The 20353-nt window shown below is 64.8% G+C and carries 18 protein-coding genes; 12 read left to right on the forward strand and 6 right to left on the reverse strand.

Annotation, left to right across the window (positions count from 1 at the left end):
* Positions 1-50 precede the first annotated feature (50 nt).
* Together IPP90_13850 and ggt are read left to right on the forward strand one after the other, a co-directional pair.
* Positions 51-1556 carry a family 10 glycosylhydrolase gene (locus tag IPP90_13850; protein MBL0171778.1) on the forward strand — a complete coding sequence of 502 codons (1506 nt, stop codon included), beginning with the start codon at positions 51-53 and terminating at the stop codon, positions 1554-1556.
* Positions 1557-1607: 51 nt separating this feature from the next.
* On the forward strand, positions 1608-3323 hold the full coding sequence (gene ggt / locus IPP90_13855; protein MBL0171779.1) for a gamma-glutamyltransferase: 1716 nt from the start codon (positions 1608-1610) through the stop codon (positions 3321-3323).
* 1 nt (position 3324) lies between these two features.
* Here ggt and IPP90_13860 read toward each other — a convergent pair whose 3' ends face one another.
* Positions 3325-3774, reverse strand: coding sequence for a hypothetical protein (locus IPP90_13860; GenBank protein ID MBL0171780.1), 450 nt, complete (start codon positions 3772-3774; stop codon positions 3325-3327).
* A 93-nt stretch (positions 3775-3867) separates the two neighbouring features.
* Positions 3868-4596 (reverse strand): hypothetical protein, encoded by a 729-nt coding sequence (locus IPP90_13865; GenBank protein ID MBL0171781.1) that lies wholly within the window; start codon positions 4594-4596, stop codon positions 3868-3870.
* A 166-nt stretch (positions 4597-4762) separates the two neighbouring features.
* Here IPP90_13865 and dacB point away from each other — a divergent pair, with 166 nt between their 5' ends.
* A complete protein-coding gene (gene dacB / locus IPP90_13870; protein ID MBL0171782.1) occupies positions 4763-6298 on the forward strand; it encodes a D-alanyl-D-alanine carboxypeptidase/D-alanyl-D-alanine-endopeptidase in 1536 nt (511 codons plus the stop codon).
* Positions 6299-6318: 20 nt separating this feature from the next.
* Here dacB and IPP90_13875 read toward each other — a convergent pair whose 3' ends face one another.
* Positions 6319-6789, reverse strand: a complete 471-nt coding sequence (locus IPP90_13875; protein ID MBL0171783.1) for a cupin domain-containing protein — start codon at positions 6787-6789, stop codon at positions 6319-6321.
* Between the two features lie 211 nt (positions 6790-7000).
* Here IPP90_13875 and IPP90_13880 point away from each other — a divergent pair, with 211 nt between their 5' ends.
* The 7 genes from IPP90_13880 (at position 7001) to IPP90_13910 (ending at position 12472) form a co-directional block, all read left to right on the forward strand.
* Positions 7001-7321 carry a heavy metal-binding domain-containing protein gene (locus tag IPP90_13880; protein ID MBL0171784.1) on the forward strand — a complete coding sequence of 107 codons (321 nt, stop codon included), beginning with the start codon at positions 7001-7003 and terminating at the stop codon, positions 7319-7321.
* A gap of 26 nt (positions 7322-7347) precedes the next feature.
* Positions 7348-8238 carry a hypothetical protein gene (locus IPP90_13885; GenBank protein ID MBL0171785.1) on the forward strand — a complete coding sequence of 297 codons (891 nt, stop codon included), beginning with the start codon at positions 7348-7350 and terminating at the stop codon, positions 8236-8238.
* A 101-nt stretch (positions 8239-8339) separates the two neighbouring features.
* A complete protein-coding gene (locus IPP90_13890; protein MBL0171786.1) occupies positions 8340-8849 on the forward strand; it encodes a hypothetical protein in 510 nt (169 codons plus the stop codon).
* Entirely contained in the window at positions 8846-10588 is a 1743-nt protein-coding gene (locus tag IPP90_13895) for a succinylglutamate desuccinylase/aspartoacylase family protein (GenBank protein MBL0171787.1), read from the forward strand. Before IPP90_13890 ends, IPP90_13895 begins: the two co-directional genes overlap by 4 nt.
* A 28-nt stretch (positions 10589-10616) precedes the next feature.
* Positions 10617-11507 carry a DMT family transporter gene (locus IPP90_13900; protein MBL0171788.1) on the forward strand — a complete coding sequence of 297 codons (891 nt, stop codon included), beginning with the start codon at positions 10617-10619 and terminating at the stop codon, positions 11505-11507.
* A 39-nt stretch (positions 11508-11546) separates the two neighbouring features.
* On the forward strand, positions 11547-11885 hold the full coding sequence (locus tag IPP90_13905; protein MBL0171789.1) for a PQQ-binding-like beta-propeller repeat protein: 339 nt from the start codon (positions 11547-11549) through the stop codon (positions 11883-11885).
* Positions 11882-12472, forward strand: coding sequence for a sigma-70 family RNA polymerase sigma factor (locus tag IPP90_13910; protein ID MBL0171790.1), 591 nt, complete (start codon positions 11882-11884; stop codon positions 12470-12472). Before IPP90_13905 ends, IPP90_13910 begins: the two co-directional genes overlap by 4 nt.
* On the opposite strand, the gene IPP90_13915 is transcribed toward IPP90_13910, so the two are convergent.
* Positions 12456-15083 carry a serine/threonine protein kinase gene (locus tag IPP90_13915; GenBank protein ID MBL0171791.1) on the reverse strand — a complete coding sequence of 876 codons (2628 nt, stop codon included), beginning with the start codon at positions 15081-15083 and terminating at the stop codon, positions 12456-12458. The two genes, IPP90_13910 and IPP90_13915, sit on opposite strands and share 17 nt — an antisense overlap.
* Before the next feature lie 290 nt (positions 15084-15373).
* On the opposite strand from IPP90_13915, the gene IPP90_13920 reads away from it, so the two are divergent.
* Positions 15374-16561, forward strand: coding sequence for a DUF2911 domain-containing protein (locus IPP90_13920; protein ID MBL0171792.1), 1188 nt, complete (start codon positions 15374-15376; stop codon positions 16559-16561).
* Here the strand turns inward: IPP90_13920 and IPP90_13925 are convergent.
* The gene (locus IPP90_13925) at positions 16545-17081 is read right to left on the reverse strand and encodes a DinB family protein (GenBank protein MBL0171793.1); all 537 of its coding nucleotides are present in this window, start codon (positions 17079-17081) and stop codon (positions 16545-16547) included. The two genes, IPP90_13920 and IPP90_13925, sit on opposite strands and share 17 nt — an antisense overlap.
* Positions 17082-17342: 261 nt before the next feature.
* Here IPP90_13925 and IPP90_13930 point away from each other — a divergent pair, with 261 nt between their 5' ends.
* On the forward strand, positions 17343-20123 hold the full coding sequence (locus IPP90_13930) for a S9 family peptidase (GenBank protein MBL0171794.1): 2781 nt from the start codon (positions 17343-17345) through the stop codon (positions 20121-20123).
* Here the strand turns inward: IPP90_13930 and IPP90_13935 are convergent.
* On the reverse strand, positions 20029-20353 hold a 325-nt coding region (locus IPP90_13935; protein ID MBL0171795.1), incomplete at its 5' end, for a glycosyltransferase. The two genes, IPP90_13930 and IPP90_13935, sit on opposite strands and share 95 nt — an antisense overlap.

Below are 20353 nucleotides of genomic sequence, written 5' to 3' on the forward strand. Positions count from 1 at the left end.
TGCTGACCCGTCGACGCTGGTGCGTGGTTGCACTGGCAGGCGCCGTCGCGATGCCCGCGGCTGCGCCGGCGCAGCCATCCGCACTTCCTCCGGAGTTTACGCGCGAGTTCCGCGGGGTGTGGGTGGCCAGTGTTGCCAATATCGACTGGCCCTCCAAGCCCGGGCTCTCGTCGTGGCAACAGCAATCCGAATTGCTGCAGATACTTGATCGTGCACGCACGCTGAACCTGAACGCGGTGTTGCTCCAGGTCAGGCCCTCCGCCGATGCGCTGTACGCGTCGCGCCTGGAACCGTGGTCGGCGTATCTCACCGGCGTCGAGGGGCGCGCGCCAGAGCCGTATTACGATCCACTGACCTTCGCCGTGCGCGAGGCGCACGCGCGCGGCCTTGAGCTGCATGCGTGGTTCAATCCGTACCGGGCGCGACATCCCAGTGCAACCAGTCCGGCGGCGCACACGCACATCAGTGTCACGCATCCGCAGCTGGTGCGCACGTATGGGAAGTACCTGTGGATGGACCCGGGCGAGCCGGCGGTGCTCAAGCGTACGCTCGACGTGATGCTGGACGTCGTGAAGCGGTACGACGTGGATGGCATTCATATCGATGACTATTTCTATCCGTATCCGGAACCCGGGCCGGACCAACTCGACGTGCCGTTCCCGGATTCAACCAGCTATGCGCGCTACCGGCGTCGCGGCGGCACGCTGGGCTTGAGCGACTGGCGTCGGCACAACGTCGATACGCTGGTACAATTGCTCTATCGTCGTACCAAATCCCTCAAACCCTGGGTGAAGGTGGGGATCAGTCCGTTCGGTATCTGGCGTCCCGGAAATCCGGAGCAGATCAAGGGATTCGACTCGTACGAGAAACTGTACGGCGATTCGCGCCGGTGGCTGCGTGAGGGATGGATTGACTATTTCACACCGCAACTCTACTGGCCGATTGCACAGACTCCGCAGGCGTATCCCGTGCTGCTGGACTGGTGGTTGGGCGAAAATGTGAAGGGACGACACCTATGGCCGGGACACAATGCCAGCCGTGCCGCGGCTGGTGGCACCTGGTCGCCTGATGAATTGAACGCGCAAGTCCGAGCCACGCGTGCCACGGCCGCCACGGGTGATGTGCTGTTCAGCATGCGCGCCCTGATGTCGGCAAATGCGGTCACTCGCGACAGCGTGAGTGTTGGTGTGGCAACACAACCGCCGCGCCCGGCGGCCGCGGAAGCGATGGCAGACCGACTGTTCTCGGAACTCTACCGCGCCCCTGCACTGATTCCCGCGTCACCGTGGCTGTCGATGCGCATGCCGCACATGCCACAAGCCGCGTTGACGCGCGACGCGGCCAGCGGCGACCATGTGCTTCGTATCGTGGCATCGCCACGTGCACGGTGGATCACGGTTCGGGCACTCACTGCCAGTGGCTGGCAAAGCTTCATTCTCCCGGTGGCGCAACGGACCTTGGTACTGGCACCACGCACAGACCCGGCGCCAACACGCGTGTTGGTGAGCAGTGTCGATCGTTTCGGTACGGAAAGTCGCCCGCTCGAACTGCACTGATACATCGTTCCCCTCCGGCTGTTCATGTCGCCATCCAACCTCCAATCCCCCATGCGTCGTTTTGTCACGGCCACCGTCAGCGCACTGGTTGTCGCTGCGGCGTGCAGTAAGCCAGAAGCTCCCGCCACGCGCATGGAGGCGGTGCCATCGCGCACACGCCAAGCGCGTGTCACCACCGCCGACTCGGCGATGGTGGTCTCCGCCTCTCCCTTTGCCAGCAACGCCGGACTCGCCGTACTCAAAAGCGGCGGGAACGCCGTGGATGCGGCCGTTGCCGTGGCCATGACGCTCGCCGTCACCTATCCGGCCGCCGGCAACATCGGTGGCGGCGGATTCATGGTGGCGCGCATTGGTGGAAATAATGTCGCACTCGACTTTCGCGAAACCGCACCCAAGGCCGCCACGCGCGACATGTACCTCGCCGCCAACGGCGACGCCACAGACAAAAGCGTCACCGGCGCACTGGCCGCTGGCGTGCCGGGTTCGGTGGCCGGTCTGTACGAAGCACACAAGAAGTACGGATCCAAACCGTGGGCGGAGTTGCTGCAAGCCGCTATTGCCCTCGCCGACACGGGCTTCGCCATCGACACAGCCTTCAGCGACGATGATGAAGATGGCGCCCATCGACTGGCGCGAGATTCCGCCAGCGCCGCGCTGTTCCTGCAAAATGGGAAATTCCTCGCCATCGGTACCCGGTGGCGCGCACCCAAGCTGGCGGCCACCCTGCGGCGCATCGCGCAGTCGGGTCGCGACGGATTCTATGCCGGCGAAACGGCCGACCACATCGTCGCCGCCATGAAACAGAGTGGTGGCATCATCACGCACGAAGACCTGCGCACGTATCAACCGTTGTGGCGCACGCCGGTGGAGTTCGACTATCGCGGTCACCATGTCGTCTCCATGCCGCCCGTCTCTTCGGGCGGACTCACGCTCGGCCTGATCCTCGGCATTCTGGAAGGGAAAGACCTCGCCGCACTCGGCTGGCGCACGCCGCAAGCCATTCACCTGCTGGCCGAGGCGGAACGTCGTGCCTTTGTCCGTCGCAATGCACTGCTCGGCGATCCGGCGTTCGTGAAGATTCCCGTTGCGTCGTTCCTTTCCCGGGACACGGCGGCGGCGCTGCGCGCGGAGATCGGTGAGATGTCATCGGGAAGTCCACCGGCTGCTCCCACCAAGGACAAGCGACACACGACCCACTTCGCCATCGTCGACGCCAAGGGAAACGCCGTCTCCATCACCACCACCATCAACGAGAGTTACGGGTCGGCGTTCACGGTGCCGGGTGCGCAGTTCCTGTTGAACGACGAAATGGATGACTTCACGACCAAGGCCGGTGCCATTAACGCCATGGGGCTCGTACAGGGCGCCACGAATGCCATCGCGCCGGGCAAACGCATGCTGTCAAGCATGACGCCCACCATTGTCCTCGACTCGTCAGGCGCGCCGGAACTGGTCACCGGAGCCGCTGGCGGGGCCTACATCATCACGGCCGTAGCGCACCTGATTGTGAGTGTCTTTGACTACCACCAGTCGCTCGGCGATGCGATGGCCGCACCACAATTTCATCACCAGGACGTGCCCGACTCGCTGGTGGTGGAAAGCATTCCGTGGGCCGACTCGGCGGCAAACTTCATGCGGCCGCTGGGGCACGCCGTGAAGCGGTCACCGTGGGGCGGGTTGGCCACGGTGCAGAGCATCGCTCGCGATGGCGGGGTGTGGCGCGGTGTGAGTGAACCGCGCGGGTTTGGCCTGGCGGTGGGGTACTGAATCAGACGGCGCGGTACGGCGCGCGATTACGCTTTTCCCACGCGCGAATCTCATCCAGTGCCGTGCGGTCCTGTGCCCCATAGCGTCGGCGGGTGAGTGCCGTCGCGCTGTCAGCTTCCGAGGCCACCACAACCGACGTCACTGGCATGCGCCAATGCTGCCAGTGTGAGAAGAACGTGTCGACGCCAACCCAGCCATCGTCGCCGCCAGACTTCTTGCCGTTCACCAACGGCTGATTGCCCACGGCGGTTTTGGGGAAGAGCGGGACGGCCGTGCATACGCCCGACGCGGCATCGACTCCCACGATGAGGAAGTCGTGAGGGCCGACCACCGCCCGGTCGCCTTCGGGGCCGAGGACCGCGTTGGTCTGGCACCCGCCGAGCGTGCGCAGCACAGTGGTGTCCAGTCGTGCAACGAGTCCGACAGATACTTCATCCTGAGTGACAGACATGGCGACGTTGAGGATTCGGCGTGAGTAGCGTTCAAGAGTCGTGATACGGAGGGCAACCGGTGTGCATCGCACACCGGAATCCCGCCGCGAGATCTATTCTCCGTACTTTCGGACGCGATAGCGAAGTTCGAGAATGGAGCGCAATGGGGAAGGCGGCACCACGCCATAGGGCGGTTCGACGGCCTTGGGGCGATACCACTCGCTCCAGTCGGCCTTGGGATCCGGCATGCGCCTCATGGGCGGAATGAAGATTTCGTCCTGCAAGCCTTGCACACGCACCACAATCACGCGGCTTCCCGAACGATACAACGGTCCCTGCACCACGGGGATTACGCGAAAACCGCCCTCGGTCCGCATGTCCGACCAGATTACCGTGCCCTCGGGACGCGTCTTCGTCGTCTGGACTTCAACACTCAGCCAGTGGGTCGAAGAGTCGCCGGCAGGTACGTCCTCCGCCCGAAGTCGCAACTCCATCTCCAGATTCGCCATGGCATTGCCATACATGGCGGGCGTTTCACGCAGATTCATGAATGCCCACATGCCGAGCACGACCACGGCCACCAGCGCAACGACACCGAACGCCGATGAGACCGCGTAGGCCGTTGCCTGTCCGGCGGGCGCCGACCGGCCGTACAGCGCCATGCCCGCAACCAATCCGGCCACCGCACCAAGGAGGCCAATGGCGATCATGAAGTAGCCGGCGGCCCCTTCACGATTCGACATGTTGGTGAGTTTCCCGATGGCGACCGCCAGCAGGGCACCGGCCATGAATCCAATGACGGCACCCGCCAGGGCCCACAGCAAACCCATAACGCTTCTCACGTGCGCAATCCTTTGAAAGTGGTGAGCGCTTCGGGACGAATGGTATTCGCGCAACGAGGTTCCAGTCACCAGCGTGGACACCCCAATGTTAGCGCGATTTGACGGGTCCGCTGCGGCGAGCGAGCTTCGAGTTGCCCGTCGATCATGTCCTTCGCCCTCGATTCCAATGCCAGTGCGCTGCCCGTACCTGCTCGCCCTCGTCTGCGCGACCACCGCACTCGGCGCGCAACCTGCGCCGGACGCCCGTATTCGCGCCGTGATGGACCGCCCCGAGTTTGCGCATGCGAGCTGGGGAATGGAGTTCTATGACCTTGATACCAGAAAGGTCGCAGCCAGTGTCAACGGCGACCGGCTGTTTGTGCCCGGATCAACGACCAAACTGCTCACCATGGGCACCGCACTCGAAGTGCTGGGGGCCGATCATCGTTTCCACACCCGCGTGTACCGCACCGGACCCATTCGGAATGGGGTTCTGGAGGGCGATGTGGTCCTCGTGGCCAGCGGCGATCCGAACCTGTCGGGACGACGGCGTGCCGATGGAAGCTACGCATTCATCGACCGTGATCATTCGTACGGCGGACCGCCGCTGGCCACCGACCCGTTGCTCGCACTGCGTGACATTGCCAAACAGATTGCCGCGCGCGGTATCACCGCGGTGACGGGGCAGGTGATCGTGGACGCCTCGATGTTCGTGGAAGGGGACCGCGAACTGGGCACCCGTGTGGTGATGTCGCCGATGGTCGTGAACGACAATGTCATCGACATCGTCGTCACGCCCGGCGCGATGACAGGCGAGCCGGCGACGGTGGTTGTTTCCCCTCGCACGAGCTACCTGACCGTGCAGGCGCGCATCGTGACCGGCGATACCGGCAGCGCCAATACCCTTGACGCCGTGGAGGACAGCAGCAGCGTCGATCATCGGGTGATGGTGCTGACGGGGCGTGTGCCGCGCGGTATGCCGTTGAACGTGCGGTGGGCGGTGGCGTCTCCACGACGTTTCGGCGAGATCCTGCTCAGCGACGTGCTGAATGCAGCGGGTGTGCGCGTGATCCCGCGACTCGGCCAACGCGCGCTGGCCCTTTCGGCCCTGTCACACTTCTACACGGACTCGATGTCGGTGGCCGACTACGAGTCGCTTCCGTTGACGGCTGCTGCGGTGGTCCTGCTCAAGACCAGCCAGAATCTGCACGCCAGCAATTTCCCCCTGCTGCTGTCGTCGCTCCCCGCGTCGCGTGCGGCCGGCAAGAACGGATTTGACCTCGCGCACGACTGGCTGCTGCGCGAGGGACTGGATGTGAATGGTGCCGTGCAGGGCGACGGTGCCGGTGGCGCGGCGTTTTTCTCGCCGCGCTTCATGAGTCGATACCTGGCGTTGGTCGCCACCCGTCCATGGGCGCAGGCGTTCCAGGCCGCGTTGCCGGTGTTGGGAAAGGACGGCACGCTGGCGACGATTCAAGTTACCGCACCAGGGGCCGGCAAGGTGTTCGCCAAGACCGGCACCTACGCGACGTACGATCCCCTCAATCGTCGCGCGCTGGTTACCGGCAAAGGTCTCGCCGGCTACTTCACGGCCAAGAACGGACATCGATTCGCGTTTGCGATCTATGTGAACAACCTCGCCGTGACGAAGGGCGATCCTGCCGTTGTGGCGGGCCAGGCGTTGGGTGAGATCGCATCACTCGCTTGGGAACATATGCGCTGAGTGCGGCGATCCTGCGCCGGTCAGTCGGGCCGCAGTGGCGGTCCCAGCAACGTCATGTCGTACTTGGTGAACAGAGCGGCCACCGCTTTCGGATCGGGTGATCCATTTCGCGTCAGCGGTCCAAGCTCCTCGTAGAACTTGTGACCGCCGCCGGGTGTGTACACCACGATGATCTCGCCGGGCTCATCGGTCAGGTTGAGGAACGCGTGCGGAACCTGCTTGGGCAAGTACGCGAAATCCCCTTCCGTGCAGTGGAAGTACTCGTCGCCAATCCGGACTTTGAACTGGCCCTTCAGGACATGCACGGTCTCTTCCTGGCTATGGTGCACATGCAGTGGTGGCCCGCCGTGTGGCGCGACCTGCACGATGAAGTAATCGAACGCGCCACCGGTATCTTCGCCCGTCACCTTGAAAATGAGATCGCGGCCGGGGCCCGACTGCAACCGCAGTCCTTCGGATGGCGCCAACACCTTGAACTGACTGGTCGTCATGTGTGGTTCCGAGTGAACGTGATCACCTCGTGGGGCGGCAACCGGACGGCCTCCGGGCAGCCCACAACATAGGGTCCGTGGGGTAGCGCGGCCAGCCACGATGAGCAATCGTTTCTGGGCGCCACGTCCGACCGGCGTCCTTCGAATCCCGCACCGATGAGTCCACATGTCTTCAATCGTGCACTCCCAGACATTCGATTTTCCGCACGAAATGACCACCACGACCTTTGAACTGCCAGGGTGCACCGTGCTGCGCAGCCTGGGTGTCGTGCGCGGTGTGGTAGTCCGCTCGCGTTCGGTGATAGGCACCTTCGGTGCCGGCCTGCAGACCCTCTTCGGCGGGAATATCTCAATCTTCACCGAACTCGCGGAGAACGCGCGGCAGCAGGCGTTCGACACCATGCTGCAACACGCGCACATCGCCGGCGCCAATGCGGTGATCGGCATTCGCTATGACGCCAACGAGATGATGAGCGGCGTGACGGAAGTGCTGTGCTACGGTACCGCCGTGGTGGTGCGGCCAAACGAATAGGCTGGGCGACGGCTAGATTGGTCCGCATGACTCTGCCTCACCTGCTCATCATTGACGCGCAATCCCTCGCCGGGCGAGCGGCGCACGTCGCCGACGGCGACGTGATGTACGGGGTGCGCCTCTGGTGCCAGATGGCGCGCGGCGCCGCGATGGATGTTGCGGCCACGCATCTGGTGGCGGCGTGGGACCATGAAGGCCCCACCTTTCGCCATTCCCTGTTCCCGATGTACAAGCATCGGCGAACCGGCGTCATGCGCTCGCGCGTGGCGCCCATTCGCGAGGGAGTGGAAGGCACCGGACTGGCCAGTGTGAGTGTCGCGAACTTCGAGGGTGATGACAGTGTAGCGTCGTTGATGGCGCGCTTTCGTCGGGAAGCACGCGTGACGGTGCTTTCGAATGATTCGGACCTGCTGCAATTCGTGTCCGACGGCGTGGACGTGGCCACTTATGTGGGCGCCGGCAAAGGCCCGAACGGCACGCGGATCAGACCGTGGACCAGTGCCGATGTGGTCGCGAAATTCGGTGTGCCACCGGAGAACCTCGCCGCGTTCAAGGCGTTGTGTGGCGAAGACGGCGACGACATCCCCGGTGTGCGAAGCATCGGCAAGGGCACGGCGGTCAAGCTGCTGCGACGATGGCAGTCGCTGGAGAAGGCGTTGGAAGCGAGTGAATTTGTGAGTCATCGCGACGACACGGCGAAGCTGGCGGGCCAGCACGAACATGTGCGGCTGATGCTGCGGCTGACGACCATTCGGCAGGACGTGCCGTTGCCGGCGATGGAGTTGGCGCATTGCGCCGCGAGCGTTATTCGCTGGCCCGGCAGTTCCACCGCGCGTGCGGCCTCGCCGGTGTCCCGCACGGCGGCCGGTCCCGGCCTGGAAGACGTCCCATTCCCCGCCGAGCCGTTCGGGGACTGAGCGCGCTCGCCTCTGATGCGCCCGGTGCGTAATTTGGGGCTCGACGGACAACCACGACGCCTCGACTTACACGGTACTTTGTGCTGATCCCCCCTTCCGCGATGGCTTGCGTGCTCGCCGCCTGTGTGCTCGCGTCTGCCGAGTCACACCGACGCGATCGACGTGTCGTTGACGTGGTGGACGTCGGTAATCCACGCAGTGAGGCGGCGCACGGCTATGAAGGGCAGGACGCCAGCGCCGGCGTGGCCGACGGCAAAGTATTCCGACAGGCCGCCGGGTGGATGCACTACACGCTCGGCACGTTCGACGATACCGAGGTGACCATTGCCTGCACCTTGGTCAGCCCGGATACGGGGCGCCACGACGTCCCCCGCAGTTTCGACCTGATCGTCGAGGACAGCGTGATCGCCACGCGCGTCGTGTCGACACAATCTCCCGTACCCGTCGTCGTCGAGATCGACGTGCCGTTCGCCATCACCAAGGGCAAGACGAACATTGTGGTGGTCATCCGCGCGCGCGGCGGTCTCACGCCGGCGCTGCGCGAGCTGCGCACCATTCAGGATCATCACGAACTGGATCTGACGCCATACTCTTTTGGAGTGCTTCGATGAACGTATCACGTGTGTCGCACACGGCTCATGCCGTATTCGCCCTCTCGTGCGCCGGCATGCTGCTGGCAGGCACCGATCTCGCTGCGCAGGCGCCGGCCCGCGCTGCAACGGGCCAGCAGTGGCTCACGCGCCCCGAGCGTACCGACTACGCCGAAACCAGTCGCTACGACGAGGTGATCGCGTACATGAAGCAGATGGCTGCGGTCTCGCCGCAAATCCATCTCACCACGTACGGGTACACGTACGAAGGCCGGCCGCTGCCGCTGGCTGTCATTGGCGCCCCAGGCGTCACGCCCGAACAGGTCATCGCCACGAAGAAGACCCGCGTGTACATCCAGGCCAACATCCACGCGGGGGAAGTGGAAGGAAAGGAGGCAGTGCTGTGGTTGCTGCGCTCCATCGCGCGAGGGGAGCGCAACGAGTGGCTGAAGACCACGGTGCTGCTCATCAACCCGATCTACAACGCCGACGGCAACGAGCGCGTGAACGTCACCAATCGCGGCAGTCAGGCCGGCCCGGTGGGCGGCATGGGTCAACGGGAAAATGCCCAGGGGTTCGATCTCAATCGCGACGGCACCAAGTTGGAAACGGCCGAGGCGCGCTCGATGGCCAGCTTGCTCACCCGGTATCAGCCGCACGTCGCGATGGATCTGCACACCACCGACGGCAGTTCCAACAGCGGCTTCAACATGACCTACGAAACGTCGCTCAATCCCAACAACTCGAAGGGCACCATGAGTTTGTTGCGCGACGTGCTGCTCCCGGAGATCACCAAAACCATCAAGGCCAAACACGGTTCCGACTGGTTCTACTACGGCGGTGTGTCTGGCACGGGCGCTGAGCGCGCCTGGCGATCCGACGCGGAACTGGCAAAGCCGCGGTACACCTCCACGTACTACGGCGTGCGCAATATCCTCGGCCTGCTCACCGAGACCTACTCCTACGCGTCGTTCAAAACGCGCATCACCGAGACGTACTGGTTCCTGGAGGAAGTGCTGGGCTACGTGGCCACGCACGGTGAGAAAATGCGCGACGTGGTGGCGATGGCCAACAAGGAATCCATCATTGGGCAGCAGCTGGCGGTGCGGCAGGTGTTGGTAAAGGCGCCGGCGCTGCAGAATATCGTGTTTGCGCCCACAGTCTCCACCCGCAACCCGTATGTGGCGGATCGCCCGTATCGCTTGCGCACCAACGGGCCCGTCACCAGCGAGATGCTGCCGTTCTTTGGCACCACGGAGCCAACGGAGACGAGCCTTGCACCGCGTGTGTGGGTGGTGCCGATGAGCAGCGCGGCGCCCGGTGGCGCTCCGCCAGCCACGCCGGCTTTTGGCGGAGGACGTGGCGGCGGCGGCGGGGGCACGCCGACGCAGCGCATGATCGCCAGTGTGATTGATCGTCTGGAGGCGCACGGCATTGCCTACACGCTCACGACGAAGGACATCGCATTCAGCGGTGAGCGTTTCAAGATCGCGTCCAATACGCAGGCCGATCGCGAGTACCAGGGGACGCACAAGGCGCGCACGCTCACTGGTGCCTGGGAGAGCACCGAACAGACGCTGCCGGCGGGTTCGCTGGTCATTGCGATGGACCAACCCTTGGCTCGACTGGCGTTCATATTGTTCGATCCCCGTTCCGATGACGGGTTCATGTGGTGGAATATCCTCGATCCGGTGCTTGGGATGACGCCGGCGCCGGCATACTACCCGGTGCTGCGGTCGATGACTGCGGTGGGAAACTGACGCGGGTCTTCTCACCCGGGAGAACGACGTGAGTCCTGACTCGCGTCGAACCGTGCTCGCGGCAAGCGCCGCGAGCACGTTCTTTGGAGCATCTGTCGTCGCCACCCGCTTTGTGGTGGCGCAAACCAACCCGGTTTCGCTGGCCTTCCTGCGCTATCTGGTGGCCACGCTGTGCCTGTTGCCGGTGCTACGCGCCGCGCTGCAGGTGGCGATGCCGCGCCGCGACCTGTTCGCAATCGGCGCGCTGGGCGCACTGTTCTTCGGGATTTTTCCGTGGAGCTTCAGCGCGGCGCTGGTGCACGTGCCTGCGTCGCGCGTGGCGTTGATGCTGGCGACCACACCGCTGGTGACGCTGGTCATTTCGCGCGCGCGTGGTGTGGAGTCCATCACCATGTCGATCCTGGCAGGACAGCTATTGGCGATCGCCGGATTGTGGCTGGCACTCGGACCGTCACCGGGTTCAGGCACTCCCGATTGGCTGGGGTACGGACTGACGTTGGTGACCGTGCTGTGCGGCGCGATGTACAATGTTTTTTCGCGACCGTACCTCAAGCGCTACCGGCCGCTGCATGTGACCGCCCTGTCCATGGCGGCCGGCGCACTGTTTCTGGCCCCGCTGGCTGCCGTGAAGGGGCTGTTCACCGTGCGTCCGGCCTTTTCGGCCGGGGGATGGTTGGCCGTGGTGTTTCTCGGAACTGTCGGGGGAGCCCTGGGCTTCGCTCTCTGGATTTGGGCCCTGGAGCGATCGACGCCGTCGCGTGTTGCCGTATTCATCGCGCTCAATCCCATCACCGCCACGCTGCTGGGCGCGCTGCTGATGCGCGAACCCGTCACTGCGACATTCGTCGCCGGGTTGGCCTGCGTGGTCGGTGGTATTATTCTGGCGAACTGGCGGTCTTCCGCACGCGCCGTATCCTAGTCAACGTCGGCGCCAACACCTTTCACTCGGATCGGTTCGATGCCACGTCGCAAGCCCTCTCCCCTGTACATCGGCATTGGCAGTCACGTCGTAGCGCTGGACGCCACGTCGGGTGAAGAAATCTGGCGGACGAAGATCAAGTCGTCTTCGTTTGTCACGGTTTGCGTCATCGATAGCGCAGTTTATGCGGGCGCCGGCGGCGAACTCTTTTGCCTCAACGCCAGGTCCGGAGAGACTGTCTGGACCAACAAGCTCAAGGGCCTGGGTCACGGACTGATCGCGTTTGCCGGTGCCGATGCATCGGCCGCCGCGTCGGCGCAGATGATGCAGGCGTCGCAGGCCGCGACGACGGCGGCCGTCGTCGCGGCAACGGCGTGACCGAGAGGATGTTGGCGCACGAAGGGCCCGCCGGCACGGAAGCCGTGCCGGAGCTCTTTGCCGCGCTCTACACCGAACTGCACCGGCTCGCGGAACGGCAGTTGGGACGAGGCAACAACGGTTCGGCGCCGCTCAGTCCGACGACGCTTGTGCACGAAGCATATCTCAACCTCTGTGGCCGCTCCGGCGACAACTTCCCCGACCGGGCGCGGTTCATGGGATATGCCGCACGCGCCATGCGCAGCATCGTCATTACGCACGTGCGCTACGCACACGCGGCGAAGCGAGGCGGCGGGGCCTTCGAGATCACGCTGACCGGAAATCTCGACGCGCCCGTCCAGCAGACGTCGGCGGAGGAGCTCGAGCGGTTGTCGGAGGCACTGGACGCGCTGGCGGGCATCGAGCCATCGCTGGCGCAGCTTGTGGATTTGCACTTCTTCTGCGGGTACGAGTTGAAGGAGATCGCCGAGATGCGCGGAGAGTCCGAGCGCACCACGCAGCGTTCCTGGCGCAAAGCGCGGATGTTGCTTCGGCACGCCATCGGGAACGCTGCGGCCGGCCCTCCGTCGGCTAGCGAAGCCGACTGAGGAACCACTCGGCCTCACGCGTGCGCGGGTTGCGCGCGCCGCCGCCCTGGGTGAGCGCGAGACGGGCGCGGCCCGCCTCCGCCCGAGCCAGCGTGGTGTCGCCGCGTTGCCACAGTGCCATGGCCTCCAGCAGCAGCGCCTCGCCCACGCGGGCGCTGCGTGTGATGGTGAGCGAGTCACGGGTGGCGGTGCTGCGTGCATCCCGTGCAAACATGAGCGCGCTGTCTGGCTCACGCAGCGCGAGTGCGGCGCGCGCGGCCAGCATCAGCGTGGAGTGCTGCGTGGCGCTCCGCTTGCCCGAAAAGTATCCGGCGTCGTGCAATGTCTCCCGGAGCAGCGCGTTGCCACGCGTGCTGTCACCCGCCGCCAGCGCAACCAGGGCGTCGAGGGTGCGGACATCCACCACCTGATCGTCGCTCTTGCGCAGATCGGGGTTGCCGGCAATGACACGAAAACGCTGAATGGTGCGGTGCGCGTCGCGCGTGCGCCCCAGCATCAGTTCGGCCTGCGCGAGACCAAACAGCGCGCGACCTTCCCAATACGCATTCCGGTCGGCCACGCCCTGCGCGGCAAGCAGCCCAAAGTACTTGCGTGCCGAGTCGGCATCGCCCTGAAACAGCGCCGAGTGCGCGTAGTGAATCAGGAACTGCACGGGAATACGGCCTCCGGAGTCGCTGTGGCTCATGCGGAGCAGCGCGTCGTGGAGTATCCCCTCGGCTTGCGCCACCTCGCCGATGCGATTGTACGTCATCGCCAGGTTGTGTCGCGCCACCGCACTGGCTGACGTCCCGCCGCGGCCCGTCGTGTCCATCAGGCCGATCCCCCGCATTCGCGCCACGATGGCCTCCCGCGGCCGGTTCTGGCGGTCCAGCGTGTAGCCAAGGTTGTCCAGCAGCGTGATGTAGAACAGGTCGCGCGTTTGACCCAGCGAGTCGCGAATGGCGATGGCGCGGTGGATGGCGGGCGCGCTGCGTTCCACATGGCCGCTTTCATTCTCCAGCGTCGCACGCGTCAGCAGGCAAAGCGCCTCGACGTGGGGATCGGCCCGCAGACGCGGCAGTGCTTCCACGGCGCTCAGTGCCCGGTCGGCCTCGGGGTATTTGCCCTCCGTGCGCAAATTGTCCGCGAGGTTGCAGCGTGCCTCCAATAGGTGCGACGTGTCGTGGGTGGCCACGGCGATCGACTCGGCCCGCAGCAGGAGGCGGCCGCGAGTGCGGTTGTCGAATTCGGCGTATTGCGACGAAAGCTGCATGAGCGCCGACGTGAGGAACGCGGAGTCCGTGGCGTACTGTCGCTCCAGTCCCTCTCGGGTACGGTCCAGGATGTCGCGAACGGTCATTGGCCGGGCGCCCACCTGCGACATGACGAGCATCGCGAATTCGGCCTGCGCATCGGCGCGTTTGCTTTCGGCCACGGCCATGTCACGCTGTCGTTCGGCGTCTCGCTGCTGGCGTACGGAGAACACCACGGCGGACACAAGGATCGTGAGTATCGCGGACGCCGCCGCGACGGTGGTGCGATGCCGGCGCACGAACTTCCGCGCGCCGTACATCAGCTGGTCCCGGCTGGCGCTCACGGGTTCATGCTGCAGGAATCGCTCCAGGTCCGCGGCAAAGCTCTCGGCATTCTGGTACCGCTCAGCCGCGTCCTTGCGCAGCGCCTTGCCAACCACGCTGCCCAGATCATGCGGTGCCAGCAGGGCAGGCTGCACCTCGGACAGGGCGCGCACCACGTCGGCCGGCGATCGCGCACCCTCGGCCGTGGGATGCCGTCCGCTCAGCAGCAGATACAGGATGACGCCAACGGCGTAGACGTCGGTGGCCGTGGTGATCGGGTCGCCACGCACCTGTTCCGGAGCGGCGAACTGCAGCGTGAAGGCGCGGCCGCCGTCAACGGTGATCGCCGCCGTGTCGGTGGACGGGTCGTCGGTATCAGCCAGTTTGGCGATACCGAAATCGAGCAGTTTGACCGTGCCGTCGCGCGTGACGAGGATGTTGGACGGCTTGAGATCCCGATGCACGACCAGGCTGGCGTGCGCATGCGCAACCGCGTCGAGCACCCGGAGGACGAGACGAACCCGTTCGTCCCGTGACAAGGCGTGGTCGTTGGCATAGGTATCAAGGGCAACCCCGTCAACGTGCTCCAGCACCAGATAGGGTTGCCCCAACTGGCTGACGCCGGCATCGAGCAGTCGCGCAATGCCCGGATGGGTCAGTCGGGCCAGCATCGACCCCTCGCGGCGAAATCGCTCCCGCCCAACGGTGGTGACCAGCGAGAGGTTGAGCAGCTTGACCGCCGCCTTGCCCTCGAAACGTCCGTCCGTGCGTCGGGCCAGCCACACCGAACCCATGCCGCCATGGCCGAGTGGGCGCTCCAGCGTGTAGGCACCAATCTCGAGCCCCTGGAGCGTCAGGTCGATGGGGTTGGTGAGGAACCGCTCCCGTTCCGCGGACGCATCATCGCTGAGCAGAGCCCGGACATCATCGGCGACATCGGGCGCGCTCACGCTCAACGCGCGCAACCATGGTTCCAGCGCCTCGGGCGGCAAGCCAAACGCCTCTTCGAAGAGTGGTTCCAGGACGGCCCAACGCTCGCGGTCGATGTCGGCCATGTCTCTCCGGATTGAGTGTGCGCCGTGCGAGCGGTCGACCAACGCGGCTGAGTGTCAGCGGTCCGGCAGGTCGCTTGTTAAGAAGCGCAAATCCCGCGGTGAAGCCGACACGCCATCGTCACGTTCCGGCGGTTCACTCCGCGAGCGGGCCATGGCCGCGGGATCCAAAGGGACTGCATGTGACGAAGCGGGACGTTAGCGCTGTTTCCGTACGTCCTCAAGAGCGCCGCAGTGTGCCACTCGCGTGCCACAGAATTGCCAACACGACACGACCCTTGTCCGGTCTCCCCATGCAACGCCTGATCCTCCTGGCCTGTGCGCTCGTGGCCTGCACCAACGCCCAGCCCGCTGAACGGTACGGTTTTGTCACCCTGCTCGGGCGGGACACTGTTGCCGTTGAACGCATTGCGCGATCCCGCACTCGGTTGGTGGCGGACGGCGTCGATCGATTTCCCTACGTGCGTCAACGGCACACGGAACTGGACCTTGGTGCCGACGGACGCATCCGCCACATGGTCATGGACGTTCGTACGCCAAGCGGTGGAACGCCCGCAGAGCGGGGTCGGCGTATCACGGCGGACTTCTCCGACCATCAGGCGCGCATCTCCATTCGCGACAGCAGCAAAGTGCGCGACACGGTCTTCGCCATTGGTGGCGACCTCACCGTGCCGCACGTGTCCATGATGTACAGCGTGATTGAACTGGAAGTGGCGACCGCCCTGCGTCAGTCCGCACCCACGCCGGGAGCGAGAGTGCGCTTTCGACAGTTCTATCCCGACCGCGATATCGGACCGAGTTTCGCGCTGCATCAGGGTTTCGTGCAACGACTGGCCGACGGCACGGTGGAGCTTCGGCACGACTGGTTGTCCGGCGTGGGACAGATCACGATGGACACGGCGGGACGCATGCTCACGTACTCCGGCGCCCGCAGCACCTATCAGGTGGCCGTCACGCGTACGACGGCGCTGCCCGATGTGGAGTCCATTGGCGCGCGTTATGCCGATGCGGAACGGCGAGCCGGGGCGTCGCCACTCAGCGTGCGTGACACCGTCCGCGCCAGCATCGGCGCGGCGACGTTCACCGTGGACTATGGCCGACCGCTCGCGCGCGGGCGCACGCTGCTGGGCCAGGTGATCCCCTATGACTTCGTCTGGCGCACCGGGGCGAACGCGGCCACGCAATTCACCACCTCGGCGCCAATCACCCTTGCCGGCCTGTCAGTCCCGGCGGGCACGTACACCTTGTGGACCGTACCGCGTCCTACCCGCGTCGACCTCGTGGTGAACAAGCAGACAGGGCAGTGGGGGACGCAGTACCAAAGCGCCGGCGATCTGGGTCATGCGCCGCTCACCACGAAGACGGTGACGGACACCGTGGAGAGGTTCACCATCGGCATTGCGCCGACGGATGCGATGCACGGCACGTTGTCGCTGGCGTGGGGAACGTTTCGGTGGACGGCGCCTATCGTGCTGCGCTGACCGTGGCGAACGCGCGCAGCTGCGCCGCATGATGCGCGGTATGCACCGTCACCAGGCGGGCACCTTCCGGCGGACGCAAGTCGCCAAATACATGATGCGTCATCCGGCACTTGGGATCTGTCCATCCCGCGACCAGTCGGTTCTCGGTATCGGCCGCCGCCTGCTCCAGTGCGACGAGCACCGTCTCGCGGTCGAACGGACCATCTCCGGGTCGAATTTCTCGCGGCGCGCGCGCGCCTTTCGGAAAGATGCCATGCTCGAGAATGCCATCGAGAAACTTCCAGCGCACGACAAGGCGCATCCACCAACTGGTGCGCACTCGCAATCCCGGGCCGCCGGTGAATTGCGCGCCAACCACCTCGTAGGTCATGCGCACGTGCTCGACAATTTGCGCGGGTGACCAATGGGTGTCGTCCGGCCGGCGCTCCCAATCTGCATCGGCCACGGCGCGCGCCGCGTCAATGAACTCGGCAACGGCGCGTTGATGGTTCGCTCGGGCGGCGGCGGGGTCGGTGGTCACGTGCATCGACGCGCTCACTGAACGGGCTTCATCGAACAGTCTCCCAATCCACGGTGGGTTGCCCTTCGGCGGGTTGCGACAGGCACGTTGCTGAAGGCCAGTGGCCGAAGCTATGGGCGAGTGGGGAAACCCGCCAGCACTCAGGCCTTGGTGCCGTGCCATGTCCCTTACCGGCAGCCAGCGACTTTCGCGATCTCGCCGTATGTTCTCCAGCAAGCGCGCAGGTCACCCTGCCTGGCAATCACACTGAGAGGACCGGCTATGCATCGCCCATCACAGTACCGTCTGGTGTCCGCGAGCTTTTTCTTTATCGCGCTGGCCGTTACCGGCGCGGGAGCCCAGAACAGCGACCCGGCAGCGGCGATTGCCGCCGATAAAGCGTTGCTGGCGAAGGAAACCTATCAGATGCCTCCCGCCGAGATCGCCAAACTGGTCACGGCCCCGAGGCACTTGAATGTCTCGCTGGGTTTGCCAAGCCCCGACCGTCGGCTCTTCCTCAAGCAGGAGAGCGAAGGGCTGCCCAGCGTGCAGGCGTTTTGCAAGCCGCACAACTACTACGCGGGCTTGCAGGTGGATCCCAAGGCCAACCGCGCCCGCACGCTGACCACTCGCGGCGGCACGGGGTTGTCGCTCGTCGATGCGCTGACGGGAAAGTCCACCGCCATCATGGTGCCGAAGGGCGCAACGGTGAGCAGCCCCTCGTGGTCGCCTGATGGCAAGCAGTTGGCATTTGTCGCGAACTTCGATGCCGCGTCGCATGTGTTTGTCGCCGATGTCGCCACGGCGAAATCGGTGCAGGTCACGAAGGCGCCACTGCTGGCCACGCTGGTCACTACCGTCGACTGGACGGCGGATGGCAAGAGTCTGGTGGCCGTGCTGTTGCCTGAGGGGCGCGGTCTCGAGCCCAGGAAGCCGGACATCGCGGTTGGTCCGCAGGTGCGACTCTGGATGGACGCTGGGAAGTCGCCACAGCGTCAGTTTGCCAGCCTGATGGAAGAGCCGTGGGAATTTGCGCAGCTCAAGTACTACACCACCGGTCAGTTGGCGGTGATCGATGTGAAGTCGAAGGTGGCGAGGAAGGTTGGCGCCCCCGGCATGATCCAGAGCGTGGATGCGTCGCCCGATGGGCAGTTCTTTCGGGTCACCCTCATGCAGGAACCGTTTTCATACGTGGTGCAGACGTCCAGTTTCGGCAACGTCGAACAGCTGTGGGACGGGAGTGGCAAAGTGGTGGCCGAATTGCAGAAGCGGCCGTTGCGCGAGATGCCGGATTCCACGCAGGGGGGAGCCGGATTCGCCGGGCGTGGTGGTGCGGATGGTCCAAACGGCAAGCGGATGCTGGCGTGGATGCCGACGGGTGTCGGCATGTACTACGTGGCGGGTGATTCGGCAAACGGCGGTCGCGGCGCGGCGGCTGGCGCTGCGGCCGGACGCGGCGGACGAGCCGGCGGCGCGCCTGGTGGTGCCGCTCGCCGTGAGCGAGTAGTGCAATGGCTGCCGCCGTACGGCGCGAGCGATACCAAGGTGCTGTACGAGGCCGACGGGGCCATCGGTTCGCTCACCTTCACCGATGACGGCACGCAGCTGTTCATTGGCACTACGGCCAACAACACCGGCGAGATCTACCATGTGAATCTCGCGACGCCCACGGAAAAGCACACGATTGTCAGGCAGCGCGCGTACACGCCGTCGTTTACCGGAGGCGCGGGCGGTCGTGGCGGTGCAGGCGGTGGCGGAGGACGAGGTGGCGCAGCCGCCGATGATTCGATCCAGTTCTACGGCAACCCCGGCGCGATGATGACCAAGCGCGGCACACAGGGTGGTCAGGTGGCGATGGTGTCCAGCGATGGCGGCGTGTATGTGGCCGGGACGCAGTACTATCAGAACTATCTGCAGAACGCGCCGCGCAGTTTTGTCGACAAGATCGATATCAAGACGGGAACCAAGACGCGGGTGTTCCAGGGTGCCGCCGACGCAGTGGAGACGGCCACGACGCCGCTGGACGATGATTTCTCGCGGGCCGTGGTGACACGGGAGTCGCCGAAACAGGTTGCCGACGCGTATCTGCGTGACCTGAAGGCCGGCACCATGACCAAGCTCACAGCCAACAAGGACTTCGCGCCGGAGTTCACGAACGCCATCCGTAAGCGCATTACCGTCACCCGTCCCGACGGATTCACGTTCGTGGTGAAGCTCACGTTGCCCGCCGACTACAAGGCCGGTACGCGGCTGCCGGCCATGTTCTGGTTCTATCCGTACGAATACACCGAGCAAGCGGCGTACGATCGCACCTTGCGCAGCGAGAACGTCAACGCGTTTCCCAACGGCGGCCCACGCACCATCGAGTACCTGACCCAAGTGGGCTATGCCGTGGCGAATTTCGATCCGCCGGTGGTAGGCATGGACGGGCGGATGAACGACAACTACGTGTCGGACCTGGTCACCAACCTGTCGTCGGTCATCGACGAACTCGATCGGCAGGGATACATCGACCGCACGCGACTTGGCATTGGCGGTCACAGCTACGGCGGGTTCAGCACCATGAACGCGCTGGCGCACACGCCATTCTTCAAGGCCGGCATCGCCGGCGACGGCATGTACAATCGCTCACTCACCCCTACGTCGTTCCAGAGCGAGCGGCGCGACTTCTGGCAGGCCCAGAAGACGTACACGGAGATGTCGCCGTTCTTCTACGCCGACAAGATCCAGGGGGCCATCATGATGTACCACTCCATCGAGGACCAGAACGTCGGGACCGCGCCGGAGAGCAGTATCCGCATGATGCAGGCGTTGCGCGCGAACGGCAAAACGGCAGCGCTGTTCATGTATCCGTACGAAGATCACGGTCCGGCCACCAAGGAGTCGGACCTGGATCAGTGGGCGCGGTGGACGGCGTGGTTGGACCTGTATGTGAAGAACGCGCACGCACCCAAGAAGGCGCAGGCGATTAACTGCCGTAAGCGACATCACCGTGGCGGACGCCGTTGGCGATCGCTTCCGCGTAGAAGGATTCGAGCCGGTCGAGCTCCGAATCCCAACTGAGCGCGGAAGTGGTGGCCATGGCGCCGTCCACGAGCCTGGTGTGCAACCCGGGGTCATGCGCCACGCGGAGCATGGCGGCCGCAAGGCACTCGATATCGCCTTCGGGACACGCCACGCCGTTGACGTCATCCCGCAGATATTCGCGAACGCCGCCCGCTGCAACGGCGATCACGGGAAGACCGCTGGCCATCGCTTCCAGGCACACCAGTCCCAGTGTCTCGGTCGCTGGC

The sequence above is a fragment of the Gemmatimonadaceae bacterium genome (genome assembly GCA_016720905.1).
Lineage (GTDB): Bacteria > Gemmatimonadota > Gemmatimonadetes > Gemmatimonadales > Gemmatimonadaceae > Gemmatimonas.